This is a genomic window from Kocuria sp. CCUG 69068 (assembly GCF_020833785.1).
In the GTDB taxonomy this organism is placed as follows: Bacteria; Actinomycetota; Actinomycetes; order Actinomycetales; family Micrococcaceae; genus Kocuria; species Kocuria rosea.
On record NZ_PDDL01000050.1, the window covers coordinates 1 to 26,465 of the forward strand.

A 26,465-nucleotide genomic window follows, 5' to 3' on the forward strand; every position below is an offset into this window, starting at 1 on the left:
GTCCACGACCGGCAGCATCTCCTTGGGCATGGCCTTCGTCGCGGGGAGGAACCGGGTGCCGAGCCCGGCGGCAGGAATGACGGCCTTCCGGACCGTCCGGGGGTTGCTGTTTCCACTCATGCGCTCAAGTTAGCTATGCGATGAAGAAGGTTTCCAAACCGTGACGTCACGCTTCGCGGTGCACGACAGACATTCCCGGATCTACACGTGATCCGGGTATGTGTACCGGTGGAACTCCGTGCATGTCCCCGTGGAAGGGGACAAATGATCGGGCCCATGCTTCTTGCGGGTTCCACCCACTGTCCTGCCGCAGGGGCTCGGTCTGGGCCTACAACCCCCACATCGACGCGCTCCTCCGACCGCGGATCGACAGATGGGTCGCCGCCCATGCTCCGACCTCAGGAGAGATTGATCACTTCTTTTGCTTCTGCACGCCATTGACCGTCATGCTGGCTCCGCGACGACATTCCAGGTCAGATCGCATTTCAGTTCATCGGGGCGTTGCTGTGACGGGGGTCGCAGGCGCTGCCCGATTCGCAGGGGGAAGCATGAGATCGATCCAGTCCTTGATCCACGACGCCTACAGTCGGCGCCGCACCGCAGTCATTGCGATGGCGTTGTCGCTGACGATTCTCGTGCCGACCGTCGTCGAGCACCTTGCCCAACCCAGCCTGACTTTGCTGGCTCTGGCTGGCGGCCTTCTCGTCGTCGGTGTCGTAGCGGTGATGATGCGTGGCGGCACCTCCGGACCGGTCGATGACGACGCGGACTCACCGGTCAGCTCCCGGGGCGGGGTGAACCTCCTGCTGTACCTCTCCCCGGTGATCTTCCTCAACATCGTCTTCCCGCTGGTCAGTCCGCGCATGGCGGAGTCTGCGATCGGCGGGGTGCAGTTGACCTACGTCGTGCTGGCCTCGTCCATCACCGTTCCCTGGTTGGCCCAGGCAGCGTGCATGCCCGCCTACCGTGCCATCGGCGGCCTGATGGCCGAGCGTGACATGGCGCAGATCACCCGCCGATTCTGCGAGGTGTGGCCGGCAATGTTCCTTCAGACGCTGCCGCTGGTCGGCTTGTTCGCCGTGCCGCTGTGGCTGGCCACCGGATGGTCGGCACAGGCCATGGGCGCCTACCTCGTCCTGTGCGGAGCGCACGTGCTGTTCGTGCAGTCCCTGGTCCTGGCCAACGTCGGGGAACGGCGCGGCCTGTGGGCTCTGGCCTGGGGCGCATACGCCGTGGCGCTGGTTCTGGCGCCGACGTTGTGGATCCTGCCGCCAGTGCTGGCCGCTGGGACCCAGATCGCGGCGATGGGCAAGCGCCTTGTCCACGTCCGGTCCTTCGAACGCCTGGGGCACCGCGACTTCACCGGCGATGTCGTCAGGGGCCTGCTTCTCGGCTCGGTCCTGTGGGCGGACAAGTTCGTGCTGTTCCTGGTCACCGACGGCACTTTTCAAGTAGTCGTGGTGTTCATGGCCATGCTCCCGGCAGTGCTGGCCTACAACTTCTACTTCGTGAACCTCGCCCCGCACGTGGACCACGCCGTGGCCGGGCTGCACCGGGCGATCGAGCGCGAGCCTTTGCCGGTGCTGGCCTCGCACTCCACTTTGCTCAGCCACATCGTGGACCGTGCGGTGCTGCGCACCGCAGCCATCGGAATGGTGCTGACCCTGGCCGCCGCAATGCTGCTGGGGGGCCTGCAACCAGAACACGTCCTCCTGGCCGTCGCCGTGTCGGTGGCCTCTTGGACGTTCATGATGCTCACCCTGCTGGGCTACGAGCTGGACTACATCGGAGAGAAGATCACCGCCCAGGTGCTCAGCGCCGTACACCTGCTCGTGTGCGTGCTGGCGTTCACAACGCTGGGCGCCAACGGCGCCTACGGCGTCCTGCTGGTAGCTGACCTCGTGCTCGTCGCCGTGGCCTGGGGGCTGTACAAGCGTCACTGGGTCCAGCCGGAGTACACGCTGTTCTGGCGCCACGCCACCTCCTGGTAGTCACTTCCCGCAGACCCGACAGGATCGCCGGTCCTCGTCCGTTGCTGGACGACGACCCCGGTCAGCCACCGCGATTTTCGGCCGTGCCTACACCGGCCAAGACCAACTGCCCCTGAGGAGCCACTGGCATGTACCCGTTCACCATTTCTCGCGCCAAGCACCGCGCCACCGCTACCGCCACCGATATCCTCGGCCTCTTGCCGGCCCAGCAGCGTCAACAGCAATACGTGGACGTGGACGTTGCCATCGTCATGGAATCCACCTATCCCTATCTCAAGGGTGGGGTGTCCGCTGTTGTCCACGACATCGTCATGGGGAATCCCGATCTCACGTACGGCATCATCCACATCTCCTGGGACTCCTCAAGTCCGCACGAGGACCTCTACGGCATGCCGGAGAACGTCAAGTGGGTGCGGGTGGTCTATCTGAGCATGCAGGAGCACCGGCACGACTTCATGGCCGTCCGGCCCAAGGATCTGGACATGAGCTCCGCCCAGCGCGCCGAGCTGTCGAACCGCATCTTCGACGCCTTGTACGCCTTGTCCGAGCGGCGGGAAACCGAGCCCCTGTGGCAGCTCATCGACGAAGGCCTCAACGAACGCACCCGACAGTACCCACTGTGGGCGATCCTCGGCTCCCGGGAGTTCATGCACGCCCTGACCGAGCGCATGCCCCAGCTGGGCCTGTCGCTGTCGGAGTCCTTCTGGGTGCTCCGCGGATTCTTCTCCCTGGCCTATGCGGTGCTCGGGGAGACCATGCCGAGAGCCCGCGTCTACCACGCGCACACCACCGGATACGCCTCGTTGCTGGGGGCCGCCGCCGCCCGGGACCACGGCACGTCCTTCCTGCTCACGGAGCACAATCTGTATGTGCGTGACACGGTCAACACACTGTTGGACCGGAACATGGCACTGTCCATCACCTCCAAGGACTATCGCACCTTCGACGTCACGGCCGAGCAGAGGGCCTGGATGGCGTGGTGGATCGAGATGGGGCACTTCTGCTACCCCAGCGCCGAGGTGATCACCTATCTGTATCCGACCGCGATCACCGAAGCCGCGGAACTGGGCACGGACATCGACAAGTCGGTGGTACTGCCGAACGGCATGACCATCGAAGAGTTCGAGGAGAAGTACCACGCGCGCCAAGCAGCCGTGGAAAAAATTGCCGCGAGCCGGGACGACCACACCTGGAAGCTGGTCTACATCGCCCGGGTCGTGCCCATCAAGGGCCTGATGGACCTGCTCTCGAGCATGGAGATTCTCAAGCGGCACGGTTACCCGAACCTGCACCTGGACGTTCTCGGACCTACCGAACACGTGCCGGAGTACTACGAAGCCTGCCTCGCGAAAATCGAAAGCCTTGGCTTGGAAGACATGGTGACCATCCACGGCACGGTCAACGTCCGGGACATGCTGGACCAGTTCGACCTGCTGGTGCTGCCCAGCTACAACGAAGGCCAGCCCATCGTGGTGCTGGAGGCCATGGCCGCCGGCATCCCCACTGTCGGCACGAACGTGGGCGGCATGAGTCAGCTCGTCGCCGAGGACCTCCACACCGCCGATGGGCGGACCTGGGGGGCGTGCGGTGAACTCGTGTCCGCCGGCGATGTCGAAAACATGGCTCTTCAGATCCGCACCGTCATCGAGGACACGGAGCGCTACCGCACCTACTGCGCCAACGCCCGCGGCCGGGTCGAAGACTTCTTCCAGCTTCACGAAGTCATGGCCTCCTACAACCAGCTCTACCGCATGCTCGGGAACATGAACTCTGAGCGCAACTTCGAATACTGGGGCGAAGAGCACCTGACCCCAGAGAGGGCCTCGTGAGCGGCGTCGGCGCCTGGATCCGCTACGGCGATCCGATCACCTCCGAACAGATCGACTTCGCCGCGGAGCACTACCGCGCGGCGATCCTGCAGCCGTGGGAGCTGGCGGCCGCGGCCGAGCTGAAGAAGCGCCGACCGGACATGACCGTACTCTGCTACAAGTGCCTGTCCTCCACCCGCAGCTACGAGCCCGGCCCCCTCTACAGCTCCGGTGTCTCCTATGCCGAGGCGGACGAACAGTGGTTCGCCCGCCGTGTGGAGGGACAACGGATCGAGTGGGAACGCTACGGCGGTCACTGGCAGATGACCGTATGGTCATCCGCCTACCGGGCCCGGTGGGTGGAGAACGTCACCGAGGAACTCACCGACTCGCCTTTCGACGGTGTGATGGCCGACAACGACGTCTTCGACGACTACTACGGACTGCGACTTCCCATTGATGGTGCCCGCTCGATGGCCGACATCCGCGACGGACTCGACGAGCTCGTCCACGCCGCCGGTGAGTCTCTCAACGCCGTGGGAAAGGTCCTGGTCCCGAACATCGCAGAATCCCGCCGGCAACCCGGCCGGTGGAGCGCTCACGCTGCCTACGGCGGTGGGTTCGAGGAGGTGTGGCTGGGGTACAGCCCCACCGACCTCTTTGACCCGGACACCGCCGAGGCCCAGCTGTCCCAGGCAGACGGGCCGGGGCTCAGCATCCTCCGGGTTCCGACAGACGGCAACGACCAGCACCCCAACTTCCACTACGGACTTGCTGCGTTCTGGATCTTCGGCGCAGGGCGCGGGGCCTACTCGGCCACGGCGCACGACGACTACAACCAAACCCAGCACGTGACCGAGCTCGACTGGGACCTCGGCCGCCCCCTCCAGGACCCGGTCCGCAGAGGGCACAGCTGGTGGCGGGAGTTCACCGGAGGGTGGGCCGCCGTGAACTTGAACATGGACGGACGCCGGCGGCGCCGCCTCAAGGTTCCGGCAGGCATGGTCGATGCTCACGGCGAACCTGCCGGCCCCTCTCTGGTGCTGCTCCCGCACCGGGGGCGGATCCTGCGACGCGCCTGACCCGCCCGGGGATTCACCTACGCAACTAAGGCCAATGCGTAGTCCATGATGTGCACATGAAAACGATGGCCGTTGCCACGGTGCTGCTCACTGGCCTGCTCACCACCCTGACCATGGGACCCGCCCCACTGGTCACCGCTGAGTCGCCACGCACGGGGATCGGCAGCAAGTCCGGCGCCTTGCCGGCATACCTGCAGGGCTACCGGCAAGGCCAACTGCTGTGTCCAGGCGCTGACCTGGTGGGTGAAGTCTCCGTGGCGATCGTCGACCCCATGATGGCGACCACCGACGCACCCGGGGACTGCACTCTGAGCGATATGAAGGCCGCCAACCCGGACACCCAGTTCCTGGCCTACCTCAACGTCGGCGCGATGCGACCCTGGGAGCACTGGAACGGCATCTTCCAGAACTCCTGCGCCGACATGGGCAAGGCCCGCAGCACCGAGTTCGCCGTCACGACCGACAACCCGGCTGTGGCCACCACGCCCACAGGACATGCCGGTTACCCCGACTTCTCGTACCTGACCGTCGCCGACCTCTCCCCCGCCTACGCCCAGGCCTGCGCGGAGACCGCCCACCGGATCCTCACCACCGATGCCGAACGCGGCACCACCGATGCCCCGCCGGCACGCTTCGACGGCATCTTCCTCGACGACACCGCGCTCTCACCGTCCCATGGTCAGGACATGGTCGACGTCGGTCAATGGGGCCCCTGGGCCGACGACGACGCCTATGGGCGGGCCATGATCGACGTGGTTGCACGCATTGACGCCGCTCTCACCGAGTCCATGGGCACCGACATCCCCGTGGCGATCAACCTGGGCCTCTACCCGGCCTGGAGCAACCAGGTGGACCTGGCCTTGGAGCTGGCAGCGACCGGCGCCGTCGACTTCGCACTGCGCGAGCACAGCATTGCCGAAAGCGACGGGCGCCCCTTTTCAGCGGAACGCCTGCACGAAGAGGCGGCAGCATTCCGAACCATCACCGCTGCGGGGCTGCCCATCGTCCAGCACGACTACTCTGTCCCGCTGCGCCAGTTGTCCCCTACGGCCTATGACCGTGGCCTCCCCCTCGACGGATCTGCAGTCTGTCTTCAAAACGACTCGGACGATCGGCAGCGGATTGTGGTCGCAGCGGACCAACGGCGGACCCTCGATCACCGGCTCACCCTGGGCAACGTCCTGCTCAACCGCACTCCGGAAACCTCCACCATGACAGCTACTCTCGGACAGGCCGAACCCGCGTGCCAGGACAACGCCTGGGACGACGACCGACGCTGGGAAGACGTCACTCGAGCGTCCGTGGACACCACAGACCCCCAGGTGACGGCGCTGACCGCTGCCGTCACAGGCTCCGCTCACCCGATCGCCGCGCCGATCCACGACAACGGCGTTCTCGTCACGAAGCTCTCCGACGGAAGGGTCCTGGCGGTCAACCACAACTCCGACAGCCGGAAGGTCTCCGCCTTCGGCACCAGCATGATCGTCCCGGGCCGGTCCGCCACTGTGGGCTGAACACGCCGTTGTCTGGCGGCTCCGGTGGCCGGAGCGCCGGCCCTGGCTCATGCCTGCCCGAGCGCCTGGACGAGGTAGGCGACGTTCATCCGCAGGATCTCGAGGGCGAGGTCGTGGTCGACGTGCTCCAGGGTGTCGCCGGCGGTGTGGATGCGGTCGTTGGCGCCGTCGGCCCCCTCGATCGTGAGCACGGCGGGGATGCCGGCGTCGAGGAACGGCACGTGATCGCTGTTGAAGGGCAGCAGACTGGTCTGCACGGTCAAGCCGGTGTGCGCCTGCGCCGCAGCGGCCAGCTCCTCCAGCACGGCCTGGGACACGGCGGCGCCCTCGAGCAGCACCGTGGCCGCGGGCGTGTTCCGGCACGCGATCATGTCCATGTTCACCACCGAGTGGATGCGCTCGCGGGCCTGCTGTTCCAGCTCGGCCACGTAGTGGCGGCTGCCGAACAGTCCCTGCTCCTCGCCCCCGAAGAGGATGAGCCGCAGGTCGCGGGCTCCGGGGTGGTCGCGCAGGGCCCGGGCGACGGTAAGCACCCCGGCGGCGCCGGAGCCGTTGTCGTCGGCGCCCGGTGCAGGGGCGTCGGCGCCGTCCCGGACGTTGATCGAGTCGAGGTGCGCCGTGACGAGCACCGTGCGGCCGTCGCCGCCGCGACCCGGCCGCTCGGCGATGAGGTTCTGCGTGCTCCCGCCGTGGAGGGCCACCGTCTGGGTCCGGGTCGCGAAGCCCAGTCCGCGCAGCACGCCCTCGGCCCAGTCGAGGACGGTGCCAAATTCGGGGCTCGCCGAGTGCCGCGTCCGGAAACCGGCGAGCGCGCGCAGGTCCGCCGCGAACGCGTCCCGGGACACGGCGGCTGCGCGCGGCTCCGCCACGGCCCGCGTCCCTGCCGATGCCGGTGCCGGTGGCCGCTGCGCGAACACCACGGTGTTCGCCGGCAGGGGGCGGACGCCGAAGCACGGCAGGTGCCGCTCGGACGGCTCGACGATCCTCCCGGCCTCGGCGGGGTCGAGGTCGACGACGAGATAGCGTCCCCGGTCGAGCAGGACCGGGACCTCGGGGTGGGTCTGCTGGAACTGGCGGCCGTTCTGGATCACCAGGTGTAGGCGGGCGGCCGGGACCTCGATCCGCTCCGCGGGGGCGCGGCCGGCGGCCGTCCGCTCCAGCTGGGCCGGCGCCCCGGTCACCAGGAGCGTGTCGCCGAGCCGCGTCCAAGTGGCGCCGGCGTCCGCGGCCGCGGCGGTCAGTGCCCGCAGCGCGTCCGGCGCCACGACGCGGGGCCCGTCGTCGTTCCCCGGCGTCTTTCCTGACTCGAAGCGGAGGGCCGTCATGGTGCGCCTCCTACGGCGTGCTGAAGCTCTCGACCACGCCCGCGAGCGATGTGGAGGTGCTGGGCGGGGACACGGCGCCGGCGCCCAGGCCGCGCTTGGCGAAACCGCGCCACACCGCGCCGAGGTCGGCGGGGTTCAGGGCGGCGACCGCGGTGACGATGCCGTCGCGCGCCAGCGTGAAGGTCGGCATGCTGGGCGTGAGCTTGAGCCCGCCGACCACGTACTCGAGCACGCGGCGCTCGGCCTCGGCGTGGCCGTGGGCGGCGACGAGGTTGACGAACACCTCCCACAGGGCGGCGCACCAGACCTCGCCGGCGTTGTGCACCTCGCTGTTCGGCCCGCCGCTGTGCGGACGGCGCGGCGGTCCGGCCGGGAGCACCACCCCGTTGCTGATGTGCTTGAACGTCAGCGGGTTCTTGCCCAGGTCCGCGGAGTAGGGGTAGCGCCGGATCGAGAAGTAGTAGTTGTCCGTGAAGGTGGGGGTGAGGTCGGTCCACCCGCCGGCGGGGAAGGCGCCGGTGCCGAAGTCATCGGTGGCCTGGGAGGTCATGGTGATCGCGAAGAAGTCGCCCCAGCCCTCGCCCATCGCCCGGCCCTGCTGGTTGGCCAGCCCGGTGGCGTTGCCCACGAGACGGTTGGTGATGTAGTGCCCGAGCTCGTGGTAGGTGATCAGCGCGTCGAAGTTGCTGGTGCGGGACGGCAGCGGGGCGACGCCGCGGAACTCGAACATCTGCATCCGCGGGCTGGCGCCGTCGGCCGGGGTCTGCATGTTGGCGTTGTCGGTGCCGCTGAAGTCGTTGCCCTCGGCCAGGATCGGGTCCCCGCCGAGGCCCGCCCCCGTGAGGTTCACCTGCTGGGCGTTGCCGGCCGCCTCGTCGAAGCCGGCCTCGTACCAGCGGTCGTGCAACCAGTTCACGTGGAAGAACATCCCGACGAGACTGGCCTGCAGGTTGGTGGGGTCGCTCGCGGGCCGGGCGTGGTCGTAGGCGTGGTCGAAGGTGCGCGAACCGGTGGCCCGGCCGTCCACGTCGCCGGAGCTGCTCCCGTCCGGGGCCCGGACGTCCGCGTAGGCGATGCAGTTGTTGCCGCGCGTGGTCGTGGCGCCCTCCGGCAGCCACGGGGCGCCCGGGAGCAGGCTCTCGAGCGTGACCAGCCGGTCGGGGACGGTGGCGGCCTGGAACCCGTCCGGGCGCCCGGTCGGGTGCGGCGACCCGGGCGCCGGTCCGTCCTCGGGGCGGAACAGCGCGTCCCCCGTGTTGAACACCCGGTAGGTGAAGGCGGCGTCCGCCCGCAGGTTCTTCCGGAACAGCACCTCCGGCTCCCCGAGCGCGTCGATCACATAGCTGAACGCCGGGAACCCCTCGATCCACAGCTCCAGGTAGTAGCCGGGGGTGAACTGCTCCTCCCCCAGCGGGAACAGCACGTCCTTCACCCGGACCTCCCGCTCGAACGCCGGCCGCCCGGCGCCGGCCAGTTCGGTGCCAGCCGATTCGGTGTCGGTCGGCTCGGCGCCGGCCGGTTCGGTGAAGCGGTAGAACCGGTAGCCGCCACCGGCGGTGTCGCCGGTCTCAGTACCCCCGGCGTCCTCGGCGCTCGCCGCGCTCGCCGTGCTCGTCCCGGTGAAGGCCGTGGCGGGGTACTCGACCCCGGTCAGGTCGAACGCCGCCACCGCGATCGCCTCCTCCGCCGTGGTGACGCCGGTGGTGGTGCTGGCCGCGCGGGCACCGGCCGCCTGCGCGGCGCCGGGAAAGAACTGGCCGGCCACGGAGATCACGTCGCCGTCCGGTCCGATGGCCGCCGTCGCCTCGGAGTTGAAGACCTCCAGGCCGTCGGCCCGCTGCACGAGCTGCACCGTGCGCAGCCCCCGTCCGCTCACCGACACGATGGTGACGCCCTGCGCGTCCGCCTCGGACAGCCGCCACAGGTCGCCGTGCTCGGTGACGAAGCGCTGGACGGTCTCCTCCGGCGATGCGCCCGCCTCCCCCGACAGCCCGGCGGCCGGGGCCCGCCGTGCGATGCGGTTCGGCAGCGCGGTCGCCTGGTCGTAGTCCACCTCCAGGTCGCCGAGCTGCGCGTCCATTCGGAGGTGGCCCGGCGACCCAGGAGCCGGAGCAGCCGGCGGCGCGGTGCCACGGGCGTTCCGGACGCCGGCGTCGTACAGCGCGTGGAAGTCCTCCGGGGGTGCTCGGTCAGCGGCCATCAGGAACTCCTCGCGAATGATCAGTGCAGCACCCGGTCATCGTCCACGGGACCGGGAACGGGTTCTCCTCGCAGGCGTGGCCGACCTGAGCTCCATTAAGGAACCGGTCCCGGTCATCGGTCAAGCAGCGAACAGGCGTGTGACGTGCCCGTTCGTCCTTCTCGTCACCAGCCCGCGGCGGCGGAGCGCGCCCACCATGGCGGTTGGCGTCAATTTCATCTTGACACGCCCGGGGCGGTCCGGCACATTGGAGAAATGGAGGTTCGGGGATCCGCGCGGAAGCACGGCATCGACGACGCCGACATCGAGCACGCGTGGGTAAATGCGATCCGTCTGGTCGAGTACGAGTACCAGGGCGAAGACCGCCTCCTGGTCATCGGGCCCGACCAACACGGCAGGCTCCTCGAGCTGGTCGCCGTACCAGCCGGAGAACCGACGAGGATCATCCACGCCGATCTGCTCAGACCGAAGTTCTACGACTATTTGAGATGAGGTGGAATTCCATGGATATCGCAACCGCGCACGACCGCACAGGACTGGACGAGCTCGACGTGTCGTCGCACCCCGCTCGTGACGCCGTGCACTTCCGGCGCATCCTGGCCGCTCGGCAGCACATCACCGAGGCGGAGAACGAACTGCGGGAGGCGGTGAAGGCCGCCCGTGCGGCCGGCGACTCCTGGGCCTTGATCGGTTCCGCTCTCGACACGACGCGCCAAGCGGCCCAGCAGAGGTTCGGTCAGGACTGAACGTCCGCGCGGTCGGTGCAGGACTCCCCGCCCCACAAGGCGCCCCACCCGGGTGGAACAGGCACCCGCGCAAAACACACCTGACGCAGTACTACTCTGCCACCGGCGCGGGCTCCGCGTAGCGGCGTTCGAAGGCGAGGATCGCGTCCGTGGCCTCGAACAACTCGTCCGCCATCTGCTGGAGCACAGCGTCCTCCTGGCGGTAGGGGTCGATCACGTCGTTGCGCTCGGGGTGGCGCACCGGCACCCGCTGCCGCAGCCGCGGCGCCTGCTGGACCAGCCAGGCCCAGCGCTCGGCACGGTCGGACGGCACCGCGCGGTCGAGCTCCGGGTCGGTGGAGAGGTACTGCAGGATCCGGGCGAACTCCCGCAGGGTGAAGACCTTCTTCAGCAGCCGCGGTGACTGCTGGAGCACCGGCTGGGTGTGCTCCCGGGCCATCACGAGCACCAGGTCGATGTCCTTCAGCACGTCCGGGGTGACCTGCCGGGCCCGGTGCGCGGCGGCGGCCTCCAGGCCGCGGTCCTGGGCCAGCCTGCCCACCCGCTGCTCGAAGCCCTCGTCCACCAGCGCGTGCATCCCGGCGCTCGTCACCTCGAAGCCGCCGGGCGAGATCTCGTTGAGGCCGTGGTCGAGCTCGACCGCCGCCATGGGCGAGCGGCACACGTTGCCCGTGCAGACCGTCAGGATGCGCGTGGGGGCCATGGTTCTCCTCTGGGGGGGTCGAGTCCGGTTCATCGTATCCGGCACCGGGTCCTGAGCTGGGTCTTCACCCGACCACCGGGATCGCGCCGCCGACGGGACCCGCGCCGCGCCGGGTCCCGTCGTCGTCGTTCCCCGGCACGCCTCCCCCGCAACGCACCCAGCGGACAGAATCACTACGGCCAGAGATGTACGGGTGCGTAACACGGCCCATCGTTATTGATTATTTATGCAAACGCGCCTTTATACTCGTCGTGGCTCTGAGGATCTTCCCCCCATCCCGATGGCCTTGCACGAGTCGTTCCCCCAACGATCCATGCGAGTTAGGCGTTCCAGCGTGAAAGCACCCCCCCGACTGACGCTGCCTGCCGCCCTCACGGCGGCGGTGCTGGCCATCACCACACTGACCCCGGTAGCAGCCCTGGAAGAGGCCGCCACCACCCGATCGACCACCCTCTCCGAGGAGCGGCAGGGCAACCTGGTCTCCAAGGTCGTGGAGTCCGACGGCGAGATCGTCTCCACCCTGGTGGACGCGACCACCGGCGAGGCCGTCCTCCCCGACCCGGCGCGCGCCGGCACGCAGCCGGCCGCGGGCGACCCCCACGGCGGCGCCGTGATGGGCCAGTGGGCCAAGTCCGAGAACCACTTCGAGCAGATGGCCGCGTCCTCCGCCCGCACCGCCGAGGAGCTCTCCGGCGCCACGGACACCGACGACGACGCCGGCGCCGCTGCCGGCGCGGCGGACGGCGACACCGCGGAGGAGGCCGTCGCGGGGGTCGCGTCGGCCGAGTCCCTCGGCGCCGCCGCGTCCTGGGCCCCCAGCGGCATCAAGGGCACCGACGTCTCCAACTGGCAGCCGTCCTTGAACTGGTCGAGCCTGTGGAACCAGGGCTCGCGCTTCGCCTACGTCAAGACCTCCGAGGGCGACAGCATCCGCAACAGCCTGTTCCAGCAGCAGTACGCCGGCGCGGGCGCCGTGGGCATGCACCGCGGCGGGTACCACTTCGCGATCCCCACCCGGGACTCCTCGGGCGCGAAGCAGGCGGACTACTTCATCAACAACGGCGGCGGCTGGTCCGCGGACGGCCGGACCCTGCCCGGCCTGCTCGACGTCGAGAACAACCCGTACCCCTCCCTGTACGGCAACCAGTGCTACGGCTTCAGCCAGTCCGAGATGGTCAGCTGGATCCGCGACTTCTCCAACCGGTACAAGGCCCGCACCGGGCGCGTGCCGGCCATCTACACGAACTACTACTGGTGGCAGGACTGCACCGGCAACACCAGTGCGTTCAACGACCACCCCCTGCACATCGCCGCCTACGAGACCACGGCCCCCCGGGTGCCCAGCGCCTGGTCCACCTACGACTTCTGGCAGTACACCGACGCCGGGTTCACCGAGCGGATCGACGCCAACGTCTTCCGCGGCAGCACCGCGCAGCTCCAGGACCTGGTGCGCAACCGCTACTACAAGCCGATGGGCGGCCGGGCACCGGCCGGCACCCCGACCGGGACCCCCACCCAGGTGTCCCCCGCCGGATACGTGGTCAAGGGCGGCATCGGCAACCAGTACCGGGCCCTCGGCGGATCCTCCGTCTTCGGCACCCCGACCATGAACGAGCGCGGCGGCCTGGTCAACGGCGGCGTGTACCAGCGGTTCTCCAAGAACTCCACCTTCTACTGGAGCTCCCCCACCGGGGCGTGGCCCGTGAACTTCAACGGCGCCATCGGCCGGAAGTTCACGGCCAACCGCTACGAGAACGGCTTCGGCTACCCGTCCACCCGCGAGATCACGGGCCTCACCGGCGGCGGCGCCTACCAGGTGTTCCGCAGCGGCGGCGCCGTGAACAAGGTCCTGTGGAGCCCGGCCACCGGCGCCCAGCCCGTCCGGGAGACCAGCGGGATCGGCGCGGCGTGGAAGCGAGCCGGCTACGAGCGCGGCTACGGCTACCCCTCCACCCCCGAGATCGGCGGCCTGGTCAACGGCGGCTCCTACCAGCTGTTCCGGCGCGGCAACGACGTCCACAAGATCCTCTGGAGCTCCGCCTCCGGCGCCCACGCCGTGAAGGAGAACAGCGCGATCGGCCGGGAGTGGAAGGCCGCAGGCTCCGAGCGCGGCTACGGCTACCCGACCACCGGCGAGTACCGCTACGGCACCGAGGTCCGCCAGAAGTTCTCCAAGAACTTCACCGTGCACTACTCCACCACCACGAAGAGGACCTGGGCCACCCGATGAACACCGCCAAGCACCGCGCCCCCGCGCGCCCCCGCACCACCGGCCGCCTGGCGCTCACCGCGGCGGCCCTCGCCCTGGCGGTCCCCGCCACCGGGATGCTCGCGGCGGCCCCCGCCGCCGCGGCGACCTCGGACATCGTCAACGTCTCCACGAGCACCCGCTCGGCCGACACCCAGCGGCTGCTGGACCTGATCAACGCCCACCGCAAGGCCAAGGGCCTCGCCCCGGTCAAGTACTCGGCCACGCTCTCCAAGATCGGCCAGGAGCAGTCCACCCGCCTGGTCCGCGAGGAGGTCATCGACCACACCGACGACTTCTGGAAGGACGAGCGCGCCGGGAACTGGAACGCCGTCGGCGAGATCCACTCCGTGTCCTGGCAGGGCACCGTCACCGAGCTCATGAACTGGTGGAAGGGCTCGAAGGCGCACAACAAGGTGCTGACCGACCCGAGGATGACGGTCATCGGCATCGGCCTGACCTACGTGGACGGGCAGCTGTCCGGGAACAAGCAGGGCTGGAAGCTGGTCGGCACCGTGAACTCCTACGGCTACGCCGCCGGCCAGGCCCCCGCGGACACCCGCTCCACGGTGGGCACGGTCGCGGCGCCCAAGCCCCCCACCGCCCCGATCACCTCCGCCGGGTACACGGTGCGCGGCGGGATCGGCAACCAGTACCGCGCGCTGGGCGGGGCCGCCGTGTTCGGCGCCCCCACCATGAACGAGCGCGGCGGCCTGGTGGGCGGCGGCGCCCTGCAGAGCTTCGCCAGGAGCACCACCTTCTACTGGAGCGCCCCCACCGGCGCCTGGCCGGTGCGCTTCAACAGCGCCATCGGCCAGAAGTTCGCCGCCGCCGGGCACGAGCGCGGCTACGGCTACCCCAGCAGCCCGGAGCGCGGCGGACTCACCGGCGGCGGCGCCTACCAGGTGTTCCGCAGCGGGGCCACCGTGCACAAGGTCCTCTGGAGCCCCCGGACCGGTGCGAAGGCCGTGAAGGAGAACAGCGCGATCGGCCAGCGCTGGAAGTCCGCCGGCTACGAGCGGGGCTACGGCTACCCGAGCACCGACGAGTACCGGTATGGCTCCGAGGTGCGCCAGCGGTTCTCGAACGGCTACACCGTGCACTGGTCCTCGATCACGAAGCGGACCTGGGTCACCCGCTGACCCCTCGCCACCCGCTGAACGCCCGGCCGGTTCTCCGGCCGGGCGTTCTGCCGTCCCCGGCCGGCGTTCTTGTCCCCGGTCCCGGTGCCGGTGTCCCCCGAGCGGGGGCCGGGCACCGGCTCGCCGCGGTTGTCCCCCGCACGAGGGCGGGCGATCACATCCGGCCACGTCAGGATGTGGTGCGCTTCACAGGCAGGACGGAATCGAGCTGTGTTTCCTGTTGCGAATCTGTGAATGTGTGGATTCCCGTGTCACCACTTGGGGGGACGAGTCCGGCCGCGCCCGTCCCCCGATCGGCGGATGTTCCCGTTCATTAAGTACCACCCCGTAACTTCAGGTGCCGCGATGGCAGTCGTTTGCACTCGCACTTGCATGCACAGCGATGAGATGTGCTGCCTGTGCAACCTGTTTGCACTTGTGACAGACGGGTCGCGGCTTGGCAGGCTGGCCCGGTCGGCCCGTCCGGGGGGATGTGCCGGCCGGTCCGTCGAGGGGACGGACCGCCGACCGGGGGAACGAGCACGCCGTGGCAGCATCCGACAACGACCGACGACCACCGCACCGCCGACGCGCGGAGCGGACCGGCAGCAGCGCCGCGCCGCCGGTGTTCTTCGACCCCAGCGGCAAGCGCTGGTACCGCATCCTCGCCACCCTCGTGGTGCTCCTGGCCCTCGCGGCCGGCGCCGTGTCCTGGATCGTCCCGCAGGCGCTCGCCCAGCCCTGGGAGCGGCCGCTGCACCAGGAGAACGGCTATCCGCGGGAGCTGATCGCCACCGGGGACCAGGAGAACATCCCGCTGCTCGGGGACGCGTCCAACCCGTTCAGCCGGATCGGGCTCGTCGAGGAGACGGAGGCCGGGACGGTGCTGCGCAGCCCGTTCAGCGAGGACGTGTTCCGGGTGCTCACCGACGAGGAGCGGGAGCTCGTGGGGGACAGCCCCTACGTCATGGAGCGCTTCGGTGAGCTGCCGGAGAAGCAGCTCATGCTGACCTTCGACGACGGCCCCGACGCCACCTACACCGGTGAGATCCTCGACGTGCTCTCGGCCGAGGGCGTGCCCGCCACGTTCTTCAGCGTGGGCACCAACGTGGTCGGGCAGCCGGAGCTCTTCCGCCGGATCGTCCGGGAGGGGCACATGGTGGGCAACCACACCATGACCCACACCACCGCCTGGGACGACGACCTGCGCAACCGCGAGGAGCTGATCGGCACCGACCGCGCCATGCGCTCGGTCGGCAGCTACGCGACCCACCTGTTCCGCCTGCCCACCGGCGACCCGGACAACAAGGCCCTGCCCATCCTCGAGGCCCAGCAGCTGGGCTACCTGCACGTGGACTTCGACTACGACACCCACGACTGGGAGGCCGCGCCCGGGGAGACCGTGGACCTGCCCGCGCTCGACGGCGAGGGCCACATCGTGCTGATGCACGACGGCGGCGGGGACCGCACCGCCACCGTGGCCGCCCTCAAGGAGCTGATCACCGAGGCCAAGGCGCAGGGCTACACCTTCTCGACGCTGGCCCCCATCGTCCCCGAGGGCTACCTGCCGGCGGCGGACACCGAGCCCGTGCTCGCCGACGACGCCACCGCCCTGGCCGTGGCCGGACTGACCGTGGCCCCGGACGTGGTCATGACGTGGCTGTTCTGGTTCGGCATCGGGTCTCTGACCCTCATGTCCGCCCTCTACGTGGTGCTGGCCCTGATCGGCCACCGCCGCCAGACCCGCCGGGCCTGGCCGGAGCTCCCCGAGGACCGGCTGCCCCTGGTTTCGGTCATCCTGCCGGTGTTCAACGAGGAGCCCGTCATCGCCCGCACCCTGGCCGCCCTGCGCGCCAGCGACTACCCGAACCTCGAGGTCATCGCCGTGGACGACGGCTCCACCGACCGCACCCTGGCGATCATGCGCGAGCACGCCGCGTCCTGGCCGGCGCTGACGGTCATCACCCAGCCCAACGGCGGGAAGTCCATCGCCTCCAACCACGGGATCATGGCCGCCCGGGGCGAGATCGTGGTGACCCTCGACGGGGACACCCTCTTCGAGCCCCAGACCGTCCGGATGTTCGCCCGTCACTTCTACGCCCAGGACGCCAAGCGCCCCGTCGGAGCCGTGGCCGGGCACGTGAAGGTCGGCAACCGCACCGGACTGCTGACCATGTGGCAGTCCCTGGAGTACATCTCCGGGATCTGCGTCACCCGCATGGGCGAGGGCGTGGCCGGGGCGATCTCCATCGTCCCCGGGGCGTGCGCCGCCTGGCGCAAGGAGGCCCTCCAGGCCGCCGGGGGCTACTCCCACGACACCCTCGCCGAGGACGCCGACCTCACCATGACCCTGCAGAAGCTGGGTTGGGCCGTGGTGCAGGAGAACCGTGCCGTGGCGTGGACCGAGGCCCCCATGACCGTGCGCGGCCTGGCCAAGCAGCGGCTGCGCTGGACCTACGGCAACCTCCAGGCCCTGTGGAAGCACGCCGGGATGCTCTTCCGCCCCCGCTACGGGTTCCTCGGGATGGTGGCCCTGCCCTACACCCTGCTCGCCACCCTCGTCCCGCTGGTCTTCCTGCCGCTGACCGTGCTCATGGCCGGGATCAACCTGGCCGCCGGCAACTGGCAGCCCATCGCCGCCTTCGCCGCCTTCGTCCTGGCCATCCACGCCGTGATCTGCGTGCTCGCCATCCGCATGGTCGGCGAGTCCTGGACCCACCTGCTGGTGGTGCCCGTCTACCGGATCATCTACGAGCCCCTGCGCGCCTACCTCCTCTACGCCTCCCTGCTCCAGGCGCTGCGGGGTCGGATGATCGGCTGGTACAAGCCCGAGCGCACGAACAGCGTCATCGACCTGGCCCCCGCGGCGGAGCCCGCCGGCTCCGCGGCCCCCGCGGCCTCCGTGGCCCCGTGGCAGGAGGGCCGGCGCGGTGAGCGGGTCTGAGCCCGGCCGGGACCGGTACCTCGACCTGCTGCGGTCGATCGCGCTGGTCCGCGTCGTCGCCTACCACACGTTCGCCGGCGCCGTCTTCAGCCTGGTGTTCCCCGCCATGGGCGTGATGTTCGCCCTGGCCGGGTTCCTGATGGCCCGGTCCCTGCGCCGGCCCGCGGGCACGGTCCTCGTCTCCCGGGCCCGCCGGGTGCTGGTGCCGCTGTGGGTCTACGCCGCCACGGTCCTGGCGCTGCTCGTGGGGCAGGGCTGGTCCCCCGGGGCCGACGCGTCCTGGGGGCAGGTGCTCCTGTGGTGCCTCCCGGTCGGGGATCCGGTCCTCCCTGAGAGCGCCGGGTCCGGGGCCGTGGATCCCACCTGGCCGGTGCAGGCCGGGGAGATCCTCTGGTACGTCCGGACCTACTTCTGGTTCCTGCTCCTCTCCCCCGTGCTGCTGCGGGCGTTCCGAGCCCGGCCCTGGCCGGTGCTGCTCGCCCCACTGGCCTTGAGCGGCCTGCTCGCCCTCGGGCTCGTGCCGCTGCCCTCCTGGGCGGACGCCCCGGTGACGGACCTCGCGACCTACGGCTCCTGCTGGATCCTGGGCTTCGCCCACCAGAGCGGCATGCTGCGCCGCATCCCCCGCGGCGCCGTCCTCGCGGCCGGGCCCGCGGTGATGGGGCTGGGCCTGTGCTGGGCCGCCGGGCACCGCGGCGAGGCGGGGTGGGACCTCAACGAGATCCCGTTCGCCCAGGCCCTGTGGTCGTTCGGCTTCTGCGCCGTGCTGCTGCGCGTCTCCCCTGCCTGGCGGGATCTGCCCCGGCCGCTGCGGTTCCTGGACGGGGCCGTGACCCTGCTCAACTCCCGGGCGATGACCGTGTACCTGTGGCACAACCTTCTGCTGGTCGGCACCGTGCTGCTCGTCGACGTGCTGTGGGAGAGCGATGTCCTGGCCACGGCCGTGCCCGGGCTGCTGGCGAGCCCGTGGCTGTCCTTCCTGCTGGTCTGGCCGCTGCTCGCCGTCGTCGTGCTCGCGGTGGGCTGGGCGGAGGACCTCGCCGCGGGACGGCGGCCGCGGCTGTGGCCGGTCCGGCCCGCTGCCACCCCCGCCACCGCTCCCATGCCTGCCCCTGTTCCTGGCCCCGCTGCTGCCACCGCCGCGGGACAGGGAACCGCGGGACAAGGAGCCGCCGGCACCGGCTTCCCCGGCCGATCCTGGCTCTACCCCCGCTCCGTGCGGGAGCCGGCGGCGCTCAGCCCGCGAAGCCCTCGAGGAGGACCCGGGTGAACTCCCCGGCCTCCTCGTCGAGGCCGCTGCAGAAGTCGTTGGCCTCCGCAGGGTCCCCGTCCTGCGCGGTGCACGGCCGGTCCCGGTTGACCGACCAGTAGGAGAGCCGCCCCGCGCCCTGCTCCCGGGCGAACCCAGCGAGCTCGGCCGCCGCGTCCAGGTCCAGGACCTCCCCGGGGACGTCGTTGACCCCGATCATCGGGGTGAGCCCGATCCGGTTCCACACCTCCTCGGCGGAGAGGTCCTGGCCGGCTGCCTCCCACAGCGCGGTGAGCTGGCCGTGCGCCGAGCGGGCCGCCTCCTCCGAGGCCGCCGCCATCGACTGCCCCGCGGGCTTGCTCTCGCTGTAGTTCATGGTCATGAGGTTGACCCCGGCGAGGTCCACCTCCGCCGCGAGCAGCTGTGCCACGACCTCCACCGGGTCCTGGTCCAGACCGTGCGGGGCCACCGGCAGCGTGGCCCACACCTCCAGCGGCTCGTCCCGCTCCTCCTGCAGGCGCACCAGCACCTCGGCCCGCCGGCGGTTGGCCTCCCGGTCCTCGAGGTCGTCCAGCTCGATGTCGAAGTCCGCGATGCCCACGTCGTAGCGCTCGAGCACCGTCCGGTACGCCGCGAGCAGCCGGTCCGGGTCGGTGCACACGGTGGCCAGCTCGGCCCCGGCGGCGCCGCCGAAGGAGATCGCCACCTCCCCGCCCTGCTCCCGGAGGGACGCGATCTGCTCCTCCATCCACAGCACGTCCTCCGCCTCGTCCAGCCCGTAGTAGCCGCCCCACGAGGGCGTGCAGGGGTCCTCGGGATCGGCCACCACGAACCCCAGCACCGTGCGGGACTGCCCCGCGGTCTCCGCCCCGAAGTCGAAGTACGGATAGGACGTGGTGTTGACGTAGCCTCCGGACCAGGGCTCGCGCAGGTCGGGGCCGCAGCCGGTGAGGACCAGCCCGGCGGCGCCGCACAGCAGCAGCGGGCCGAGGAGGCGGTGTCGTCGTCGGGTCATGGGGTGCGGGCTGTCCTTGTCGGCGCGAAAGTTCCCCGGACGGTGCCGCCCGGGACGGTGGTTCCTGCGGTGCCGGGCCCCGCTGCAGGGGCTCAGCAGTGGGGGCCCCGGTGGCGGAGCAGCCCCCCGCCGGGTGGCGAGGGGCTGCGTCGTCGTCGTCGACCGTTCCCGGGAGCGGGTCAGGACCTGCCGTCGAACAGGCTGGTCACGGAGCCGTCCTCGAAGACCTCCTGGATGGCGCGCGCGATGAGCGGGGCGATCGAGAGGACCGTGAGGTTCTCGAACTGGTGCTCCGGGGGCACGGGCAGGGTGTCCGTGACGACCACCTCGAGGGCGCCGCACGTGGACAGCCGCTCCACGGCGGGGTCGGAGAACACGGCGTGGGTCGCGGCGATGATGACGTCCTTGGCCCCGCGCTCGCGCAGTACCTGCACGGCGCCGGAGATCGTCCCGCCCGTGTCGATCATGTCGTCGATCAGCACGCAGGTGCGGCCCTCGATCTGCCCCACGACCTCCTTCGAGGTGGCCTGGTTCGGCCGGGTGATGTCGCGGGTCTTGTGCACGAACGCGAGCGGGCAGCCGCCCAGCAGCTCGGTCCACTGCTCCGCCACGCGCACGCGCCCGGTGTCCGGGGAGACCACGGTGACGTTCTCGACGTCGACGACGGAGCGCACGTGCTCCGCCAGCAGCGGGATGGCCATCAGGTGGTCGACCGGGCCGTCGAAGAAGCCCTGGATCTGCGCGGTGTGCAGGTCCACGGACATCAGCCGGTCCGCGCCGGCGGTCTTGTACAGGTCCGAGATGAGGCGGGCCGAGATGGGCTCGCGGCCGCGGTGCTTCTTGTCCTGCCGGGCATAGGGGTAGAACGGGGACACCACGGTGATCGACTTCGCGGAGGCCCGTTTGAGCGAGTCGATCATGAGCAGCTGCTCCATGATCCACTGGTTGATCGGGGCCGGGTGGGACTGGATGAGGAAGGCGTCCGTGCCGCGCACCGACTCCCCGAACCGCACGTAGGTCTCGCCGTTGGCGAAGTCGTAGGCGTCCGTGGGGATCAGCTCCGTGCCCAGCTCCGTGGCGATGCGCTCGGCGAGTTCGGGGTGGGCCCGTCCCGAGACCAGGACCAGCTGCTTGGCGCCCTCGTTGGTGATGGCAGTGGTCATTGCTACTCGCTTTCCTCGGTGGTGTCCCCGGCCGCGCCGTGCGCCGTGGTGCCGGCGCCGGTCCCTGCCGTGGAGTGCTCGGTGGTCCCGGACGGAACGGTCCCGGCCGCGGTCGCGGCGCCGTTGCCCAGGGCCCGGGACGCGGCCTCGGCCGCGGCGGTGCCGGGACGGTGCTCCACGACCCAGTTCTCGACGACCCGCTGCGCGCCCTCGGTGAGGGCCAGGGCCCCCGGCGGCACGTCCTTGCGGATCGTGGTGCCCGCCCCGGAGTATGCGCCGTCCCCGACCTGCACGGGCGCCACGTACATGTTGTCGGAGCCCATCCGGACGTGGTCGCCGATCACGGTGCGGTGCTTGCGCACGCCGTCGTAGTTGACGAACACGGAGGCCGCCCCGATGTTGGAGTGCTCGCCGATGGTGGCGTCCCCCACGTAGGACAGGTGCGGGACCTTCGAGCCGGTGCCGATCCGGGAGTTCTTGGTCTCCACGAACGTGCCGATCTTGCCCTCGTCCGCGAGCACCGTGCCGGGGCGCAGGTAGGCGAAGGGGCCCACGCTGGCCCGGGGGCCGATCACGGAGCCGGAGCCGTGTGTGCGCACCACGTGGGCGCCCGGGCCGACCTCCACGTCCGTGAGGGTGGTGTCCGGGCCGACGACGGCGTCCTCGCCCACCCGCGTGCCCCCGTGCAGCTGGGTGCCCGGCAGGATCGTGGCGTCCGCGGCGATCCGCACCTGCACGTCGATCCAGGTGCTGGCGGGGTCCACGACCGTCACGCCGTTGCGCATGTGCGCCTCGAGGATCCGGCGGTTGAGGTGGGCGCCGAGCTGGGCGAGCTGCACGCGGTCGTTGGCGCCCTCGACCTCCCAGCGGTCCTCGATCTTCAGCGCGTCCACCGCGTGGCCGGCCTCGCGGGCCAGAAGCGGGACGTCGGTCAGGTACATCTCGCCCTGCGCGTTGTCCGAGGTGACCTTCGCGAGGCTGTCGCGCAGCACGTCGGCGTCGAAGGCGAAGATGCCGGAGTTGATCTCGGCGACCGCGAGCTCGGCCTCGGTGGCGTCCTTGGCCTCCTTGATCTCGCGGAACGAGCCGTCGGCGTCCCGCAGGATCCGGCCGTAGCCGCCGGGCTGCTCATGGTCCGCGGTCAGCACCGTCACCGCGTTGCGGCGCTCCTCGTGGTGGGCGACCAGCCGCTGCAGGACCTCCGGGGTCAGCAGCGGGACGTCGCCGTAGGTGACCACCACGGTGCCGGCCAGCCGCTCCTGGGCGTCGAGCGTCTCCACCGCCACCTGGACGGCGCGGCCCGTGCCGGGCACCTCGTCCTGGTCCACGACGATCGCCTCGGGGTCCTGCTCGAGGACGTGCGGGGCCACCAGGTCCCGCTCGAAGCGCACCACGGCGGCCAGCCGGCGCGGGTGCAGGCTCCGGGCGGCCACCAGGCAGTGCCCGACCATGGAACGACCCCCGATCCGGTGCAGGATCTTGGGGGTCTTGGACTTCATGCGTGTGCCCTTGCCGGCGGCCAGGACGATGACGGCGGCGGGCCCGACGGCCGCCCCCGGACGATGTGCAGGGGTCTGGGGGGTGCTCACGGCGGGATGCAGCTCCTCGGTCGTCGATCTGAGAGAGGAGCCGGTGGGCTCACCGGCTCCGGCTCTGTTCCGTCTCACTAGCTTGTGGGCTCTTCGGCTCTGGGGATCTCGAGCTTCCGGGCTCTCGGGCGGGATGCGGACGTTCCGCCTCTAGGACTCGAACCTAGACTCCACGGCTCCAAAGGCCGGGGTGCTGCCGATTACACCAAGGCGGAGCACCGCCGTGGAACGGCAGTGGTGCACGCAGTGCACAGGCAGTCACCCTACCACTCGGGGGTCAGGCCCCCGCCGCTCCCGGGCGCCCCAGGATCACGATGATCCGGGCCGTGGCGGCGGCCTCCCGCAGCTCCGGGACGGCGGCGAACAGGTCCTCCACGGTGTCCTCGTCCACCCCGCAGACGATCAGCGGCGCACGGTCCAGCAGGGGCCGCATCCGCTCGAACGCGGCGGCCGGGCCCTCCCCCGCCGCGGAGGACGCGGCCACGTTCCAGGCCACCGACGCCACGTAGTGCGGGTCCACGTCCAGGGTCCCCGCCTCCCGGGCGCGCTCCAGGTACTCGACCAGCTCCACCTCGTCCGCGGTGGCGCCCTCCGTCTCGAGGAGCAGGTGCACCTGGTGGGCCGAGGCCGCCTCGTCGAGGGCGGCCAGCATCGAGAAGATCCGCTCCTCGCTGCGCCCCCGCCCGCCCATCCCGGCCCGGGGCACCACGAGGTACTCGGCGCCCACGCCGGCGGCCAGCGAGAGGTGGTCGTCCAGGACCGCGATGACGCCCTCGTCCGGGATGTCCTCGTCGATCGAGATGTCCGCCCGCATCATCAGCGGGTCGGCGCCGGCTCCGCGCAGCGCCTCCCCGACCTGCCGCTGCGGCACCGAGCCGAGGTGGCGCCCGACCAGCTGACCGGGGCCCGCCGGGATCTCCACGGGTCCGGGGTGCGCCGTCACGGCACGGACGGCGGTCTCCAGGTCCGTGATCCCGTCCAGCCTGGTGCCCAGCGGACGGGTGCTCGGGGACGCGGAGGATCGCTCCGTCGGATTCTGCTCCATGCACTCCATGCTCTCACCCGAGCTTGAGCCGCCGCTGAGAAATTCCTGTCCGCTCATGTGCCTCCCCCGCCCCCATTTCCGCCTGCCCCATTCCGCCGAGCCCCCCATCTCCGCCCCCTCATTCCGCCGAGCCCCCCATGTCCTCGCAAATCCCCCCGATCCTGTTGGGGGGATTGCGACGAGATGGGGGACTCGACGGGGCAAGGGGCCAGAGAGGGGGGACTCGGCGGGGCGGGGCGCGAGTACCCTTGACGGGTGGCACATCTACTCGGCGGCGAGAACCTGCACCTGGAATTCCCCACCAAGACGGTCTTCGACGCCGTCAGTCTCGGCATCGACGAGGGCGACCGGATCGGCATCGTGGGCCGCAACGGCGACGGCAAGTCCACGCTCATGAAGCTGCTCGCCGGACGGCTGAAGCCGGACGGGGGCCGCGTGACCGTGCGCTCGGGCGTGCGCGTGGGCATGCTCGACCAGGCCGACGTGCTGGACCCGGAGCTGACCGTGGGGCACGCCGTCGTCGGGGACCGCGAGGAGCACGAGTGGGCCGGGGACGCGAAGGTGCGGGACGTGGTCTCGGGGCTGGTCAAGGACCTGGACTGGGACGCGAAGCTCGGCGAGCTCTCCGGCGGGCAGAAGCGCCGCGTGGCGCTCGCCGCGCTGCTGGCCGCCGACTGGGACGTCATCTTCCTGGACGAGCCCACCAACCACCTGGACGTGGACGGCATCACCTGGCTGGCCCGCCACCTGAACAACCGCTGGCCGAAGAACCAGGGCGGCCTGGCCGTGGTCACCCACGACCGGTGGTTCCTGGACGCCGTGTGCACCGACACCTGGGAGGTGCACGACCGGATGGTGGAGCCCTTCGAGGGCGGCTACGCGGCGTACGTCCTGCAGCGCGTGGAGCGGGACCGGCAGGCCTCCACGATCGAGTCGAAGCGGCAGAACCTCATGAAGAAGGAGCTGGCGTGGCTGCGCCGCGGCGCGCCCGCCCGCACGGCCAAGCCCAAGTTCCGGATCGAGGCCGCGAACCAGCTGATCAACGACGTCCCGCCGCCGCGCGACACCGTGGCCCTGTCCCAGCTGGCGGTCTCCCGGCTGGGCAAGGACGTGGTGGACCTCGAGAAGGTCTCCGTCTCCTACCCCACCGAGGACGACGGCCCGCGGGAGGTGCTCCGGGACGTCACGTGGCTGATCGCCCCCGGTGAGCGCACGGGCATCCTGGGCGTCAACGGCGCGGGCAAGTCCACGCTGCTGGGCCTGGTCACCGGCGAGGTGCAGCCCACGAGCGGGCGGGTGAAGCGCGGGAAGACCGTGAAGATCGCGACCCTCACCCAGCAGCTGTCCGAGCTGGAGGACGTGGCCGAGGACCGGGTCTCGGACGTGGTCGCCTCGAAGCGCACCACCTACCTGGCCGACGGCAAGGAGATGACGCCGGGCCAGCTGCTGGAGCGGCTCGGCTTCACCAACGAGCAGCTCGCCACCCCGGTCAAGGACCTCTCCGGCGGGCAGAAGCGGCGGCTGCAGCTGCTGATGATCCTGCTCGACGAGCCGAACGTGCTGATCCTCGACGAGCCGTCCAACGACCTCGACACCGACATGCTCACCGCGATGGAGGACCTGCTCGACACCTGGCCGGGCACCCTCCTGGTGGTCTCGCACGACCGCTATCTCCTGGAGCGGGTCACCGACCAGCAGTACGCCGTGATCGACGGCCGCTTCCGGCACCTGCCCCGCGGCGTGGAGCAGTACCTGGAGCTCGCCTCCCAGTCCCGCACCGGCACGGCCGCCGGCTCCGCGAATGCCTCGAACCCGCTGGCGGCCACGGGGGCGGGGTCCTCGAACGGGACGACGACGGCGCAGGGCGGGCCCAAGCTCTCCGGTGCGCAGGCCCGCACCGCGCAGAAGGAGGTGGGCGCGATCGAGCGGAAGCTGGAGAAGCTGTCCGCCAGGGTCGACGCCCTGCACGCCGAGATGGCGGCGCACGACCAGTCCGACTACACCGGCCTGGGCGAGATCACCGCCCGGCTCACCGCGGTCCAGGACGAGATCGAGGAGCTCGAGATGCGCTGGCTCGAGCTGTCCGAGGACCTGGTCTAGCCCCGTGGCGGGCCCGGAGCAGGAGGCCGTGGCCCTGCTCTCGGGCACCGGGATGGGCCCGGTCCTGGCGGCTGCACTGGCCCCGGCCGGGCTGTCCGTGCAGCGCTGGACCCGGCGGCGCGTCCACCACCGGCCGGGCGCCGGGGTCACCGGGGTCTTCGACGTCGTGGCCCTGGCCGGGGCACGGCGGACCGCCGAGGTGGTGTGCGTGAGCACCGCCTCCCCGCCCGCCGACACGTCCCCGCCCGCCGGCACGTCCCCGGACCTGGTGCGGACCCGGCACGAGGGCGTGGACCTCGTGGCGTGGCGGCACCCGCACGACCCGTGGCTGCCCGGGCTCGCCTGGGCGTCCTCCCCCGAGGCCGTGGGGCGGGAGGTCTTCTGCTCCGCCGAGCCCGCGGAGCTCACCGAGGTCTCCTACCGGCCCACCCGGCGGGCGGTGCTGCGGGCGGCCCACGGCTCCCGGGTGCGCTACCTCAAGGTGCTGCGGCGGGACCGGGCCGCGGCGCTGCACGCCCGGCACCGGATGCTGCTCGCGGCCGGGCTGCCCGTGCCGGCGCCCGTGGAGGACCCGGTCCGGGACGTGGTGGTGCTCCGGCAGCTGCCCGGCACCCCGCTGGCC

General features: G+C 70.6%; 18 protein-coding genes, 1 tRNA gene and 2 pseudogenes. 11 read left to right on the plus strand and 10 right to left on the minus strand.

Translation table 11 applies throughout. The features are described 5' to 3' along the window. A pseudogene (locus CRM73_RS10865) lies at positions 1-120 on the minus strand (UTP--glucose-1-phosphate uridylyltransferase); the annotation flags it as partial. Between the two features lie 428 nt (positions 121-548). Here CRM73_RS10865 and CRM73_RS10870 point away from each other — a divergent pair. The 4 genes from CRM73_RS10870 (at position 549) to CRM73_RS10885 (ending at position 6,395) form a co-directional block, all read left to right on the plus strand. Beyond that, positions 549-1,991, plus strand: coding sequence for a hypothetical protein (locus CRM73_RS10870; RefSeq protein WP_229587696.1), 1,443 nt, complete (start codon positions 549-551; stop codon positions 1,989-1,991). 128 nt (positions 1,992-2,119) lie between these two features. Next, positions 2,120-3,820 carry a GT4 family glycosyltransferase PelF gene (pelF, locus tag CRM73_RS10875; protein ID WP_229587698.1) on the plus strand — a complete coding sequence of 567 codons (1,701 nt, stop codon included), beginning with the start codon at positions 2,120-2,122 and terminating at the stop codon, positions 3,818-3,820. Continuing rightward, positions 3,817-4,881 carry a putative glycoside hydrolase gene (locus tag CRM73_RS10880; protein WP_229587700.1) on the plus strand — a complete coding sequence of 355 codons (1,065 nt, stop codon included), beginning with the start codon at positions 3,817-3,819 and terminating at the stop codon, positions 4,879-4,881. The genes pelF and CRM73_RS10880 overlap by 4 nt, the downstream gene beginning before the upstream one ends. Before the next feature lie 56 nt (positions 4,882-4,937). Further along, positions 4,938-6,395: a hypothetical protein gene (locus CRM73_RS10885; RefSeq protein ID WP_144836641.1), complete on the plus strand. Its 1,458-nt coding sequence runs from the start codon at positions 4,938-4,940 to the stop codon at positions 6,393-6,395. A gap of 47 nt (positions 6,396-6,442) precedes the next feature. Here the strand turns inward: CRM73_RS10885 and CRM73_RS10890 are convergent, their stop codons facing one another. The 3 genes from CRM73_RS10890 to CRM73_RS10900 form a co-directional block, all read right to left on the minus strand. Then, positions 6,443-7,720 carry a M28 family metallopeptidase gene (locus CRM73_RS10890; RefSeq protein ID WP_229587702.1) on the minus strand — a complete coding sequence of 426 codons (1,278 nt, stop codon included), beginning with the start codon at positions 7,718-7,720 and terminating at the stop codon, positions 6,443-6,445. Between the two features lie 10 nt (positions 7,721-7,730). Then, a complete protein-coding gene (locus CRM73_RS10895; RefSeq protein ID WP_229587704.1) occupies positions 7,731-9,920 on the minus strand; it encodes a M36 family metallopeptidase in 2,190 nt (729 codons plus the stop codon). Positions 9,921-10,040: 120 nt separating this feature from the next. Continuing rightward, positions 10,041-10,370, minus strand: a complete 330-nt coding sequence (locus CRM73_RS10900; RefSeq protein WP_167508901.1) for a hypothetical protein — start codon at positions 10,368-10,370, stop codon at positions 10,041-10,043. A 53-nt stretch (positions 10,371-10,423) separates the two neighbouring features. Here CRM73_RS10900 and CRM73_RS10905 point away from each other — a divergent pair, with 53 nt between their 5' ends. Next, entirely contained in the window at positions 10,424-10,666 is a 243-nt protein-coding gene (locus CRM73_RS10905) for a hypothetical protein (protein WP_095650412.1), read from the plus strand. Positions 10,667-10,757: 91 nt separating this feature from the next. Here the strand turns inward: CRM73_RS10905 and CRM73_RS10910 are convergent, their stop codons facing one another. Further along, on the minus strand, positions 10,758-11,369 hold the full coding sequence (locus CRM73_RS10910) for a low molecular weight phosphatase family protein (protein WP_095650413.1): 612 nt from the start codon (positions 11,367-11,369) through the stop codon (positions 10,758-10,760). A gap of 334 nt (positions 11,370-11,703) precedes the next feature. Here CRM73_RS10910 and CRM73_RS10915 point away from each other — a divergent pair, with 334 nt between their 5' ends. The 4 genes from CRM73_RS10915 (at position 11,704) to CRM73_RS10930 (ending at position 18,952) form a co-directional block, all read left to right on the plus strand. Next, positions 11,704-13,599, plus strand: coding sequence for a GH25 family lysozyme (locus CRM73_RS10915; RefSeq protein ID WP_229587707.1), 1,896 nt, complete (start codon positions 11,704-11,706; stop codon positions 13,597-13,599). Then, complete coding sequence (locus tag CRM73_RS10920; RefSeq protein ID WP_095650415.1) at positions 13,596-14,759, plus strand: CAP domain-containing protein; 1,164 nt, start codon at positions 13,596-13,598, stop codon at positions 14,757-14,759. The genes CRM73_RS10915 and CRM73_RS10920 overlap by 4 nt, the downstream gene beginning before the upstream one ends. Before the next feature lie 526 nt (positions 14,760-15,285). Beyond that, complete coding sequence (locus CRM73_RS10925) at positions 15,286-17,682, plus strand: bifunctional polysaccharide deacetylase/glycosyltransferase family 2 protein (RefSeq protein WP_229587709.1); 2,397 nt, start codon at positions 15,286-15,288, stop codon at positions 17,680-17,682. After that, positions 17,669-18,952: an acyltransferase gene (locus CRM73_RS10930; RefSeq protein WP_095650417.1), complete on the plus strand. Its 1,284-nt coding sequence runs from the start codon at positions 17,669-17,671 to the stop codon at positions 18,950-18,952. Before CRM73_RS10925 ends, CRM73_RS10930 begins: the two co-directional genes overlap by 14 nt. On the opposite strand, the gene CRM73_RS10935 is transcribed toward CRM73_RS10930, so the two are convergent. From CRM73_RS10935 to CRM73_RS10955, 5 genes are all read right to left on the minus strand, one after another. Continuing rightward, complete coding sequence (locus tag CRM73_RS10935) at positions 18,918-19,946, minus strand: chitinase (RefSeq protein WP_095650418.1); 1,029 nt, start codon at positions 19,944-19,946, stop codon at positions 18,918-18,920. The genes CRM73_RS10930 and CRM73_RS10935 overlap by 35 nt on opposite strands. 179 nt (positions 19,947-20,125) lie before the next feature. Next, entirely contained in the window at positions 20,126-21,109 is a 984-nt protein-coding gene (locus CRM73_RS10940; RefSeq protein ID WP_017832365.1) for a ribose-phosphate diphosphokinase, read from the minus strand. Positions 21,110-21,111: 2 nt separating this feature from the next. Beyond that, complete coding sequence (glmU, locus tag CRM73_RS10945) at positions 21,112-22,608, minus strand: bifunctional UDP-N-acetylglucosamine diphosphorylase/glucosamine-1-phosphate N-acetyltransferase GlmU (protein ID WP_229587715.1); 1,497 nt, start codon at positions 22,606-22,608, stop codon at positions 21,112-21,114. 232 nt (positions 22,609-22,840) lie between these two features. Then, positions 22,841-22,913 (minus strand) — tRNA-Gln (locus CRM73_RS10950). 62 nt (positions 22,914-22,975) lie between these two features. After that, positions 22,976-23,743 (minus strand): hypothetical protein, encoded by a 768-nt coding sequence (locus CRM73_RS10955; protein ID WP_229587711.1) that lies wholly within the window; start codon positions 23,741-23,743, stop codon positions 22,976-22,978. A gap of 255 nt (positions 23,744-23,998) precedes the next feature. On the opposite strand from CRM73_RS10955, the gene CRM73_RS10960 reads away from it, so the two are divergent. Together CRM73_RS10960 and CRM73_RS10965 are read left to right on the plus strand one after the other, a co-directional pair. Then, on the plus strand, positions 23,999-25,843 hold the full coding sequence (locus CRM73_RS10960) for an ABC-F family ATP-binding cassette domain-containing protein (RefSeq protein ID WP_229587713.1): 1,845 nt from the start codon (positions 23,999-24,001) through the stop codon (positions 25,841-25,843). A gap of 4 nt (positions 25,844-25,847) precedes the next feature. Then, positions 25,848-26,465, plus strand: a pseudogene (locus CRM73_RS10965) (aminoglycoside phosphotransferase family protein); the annotation flags it as partial.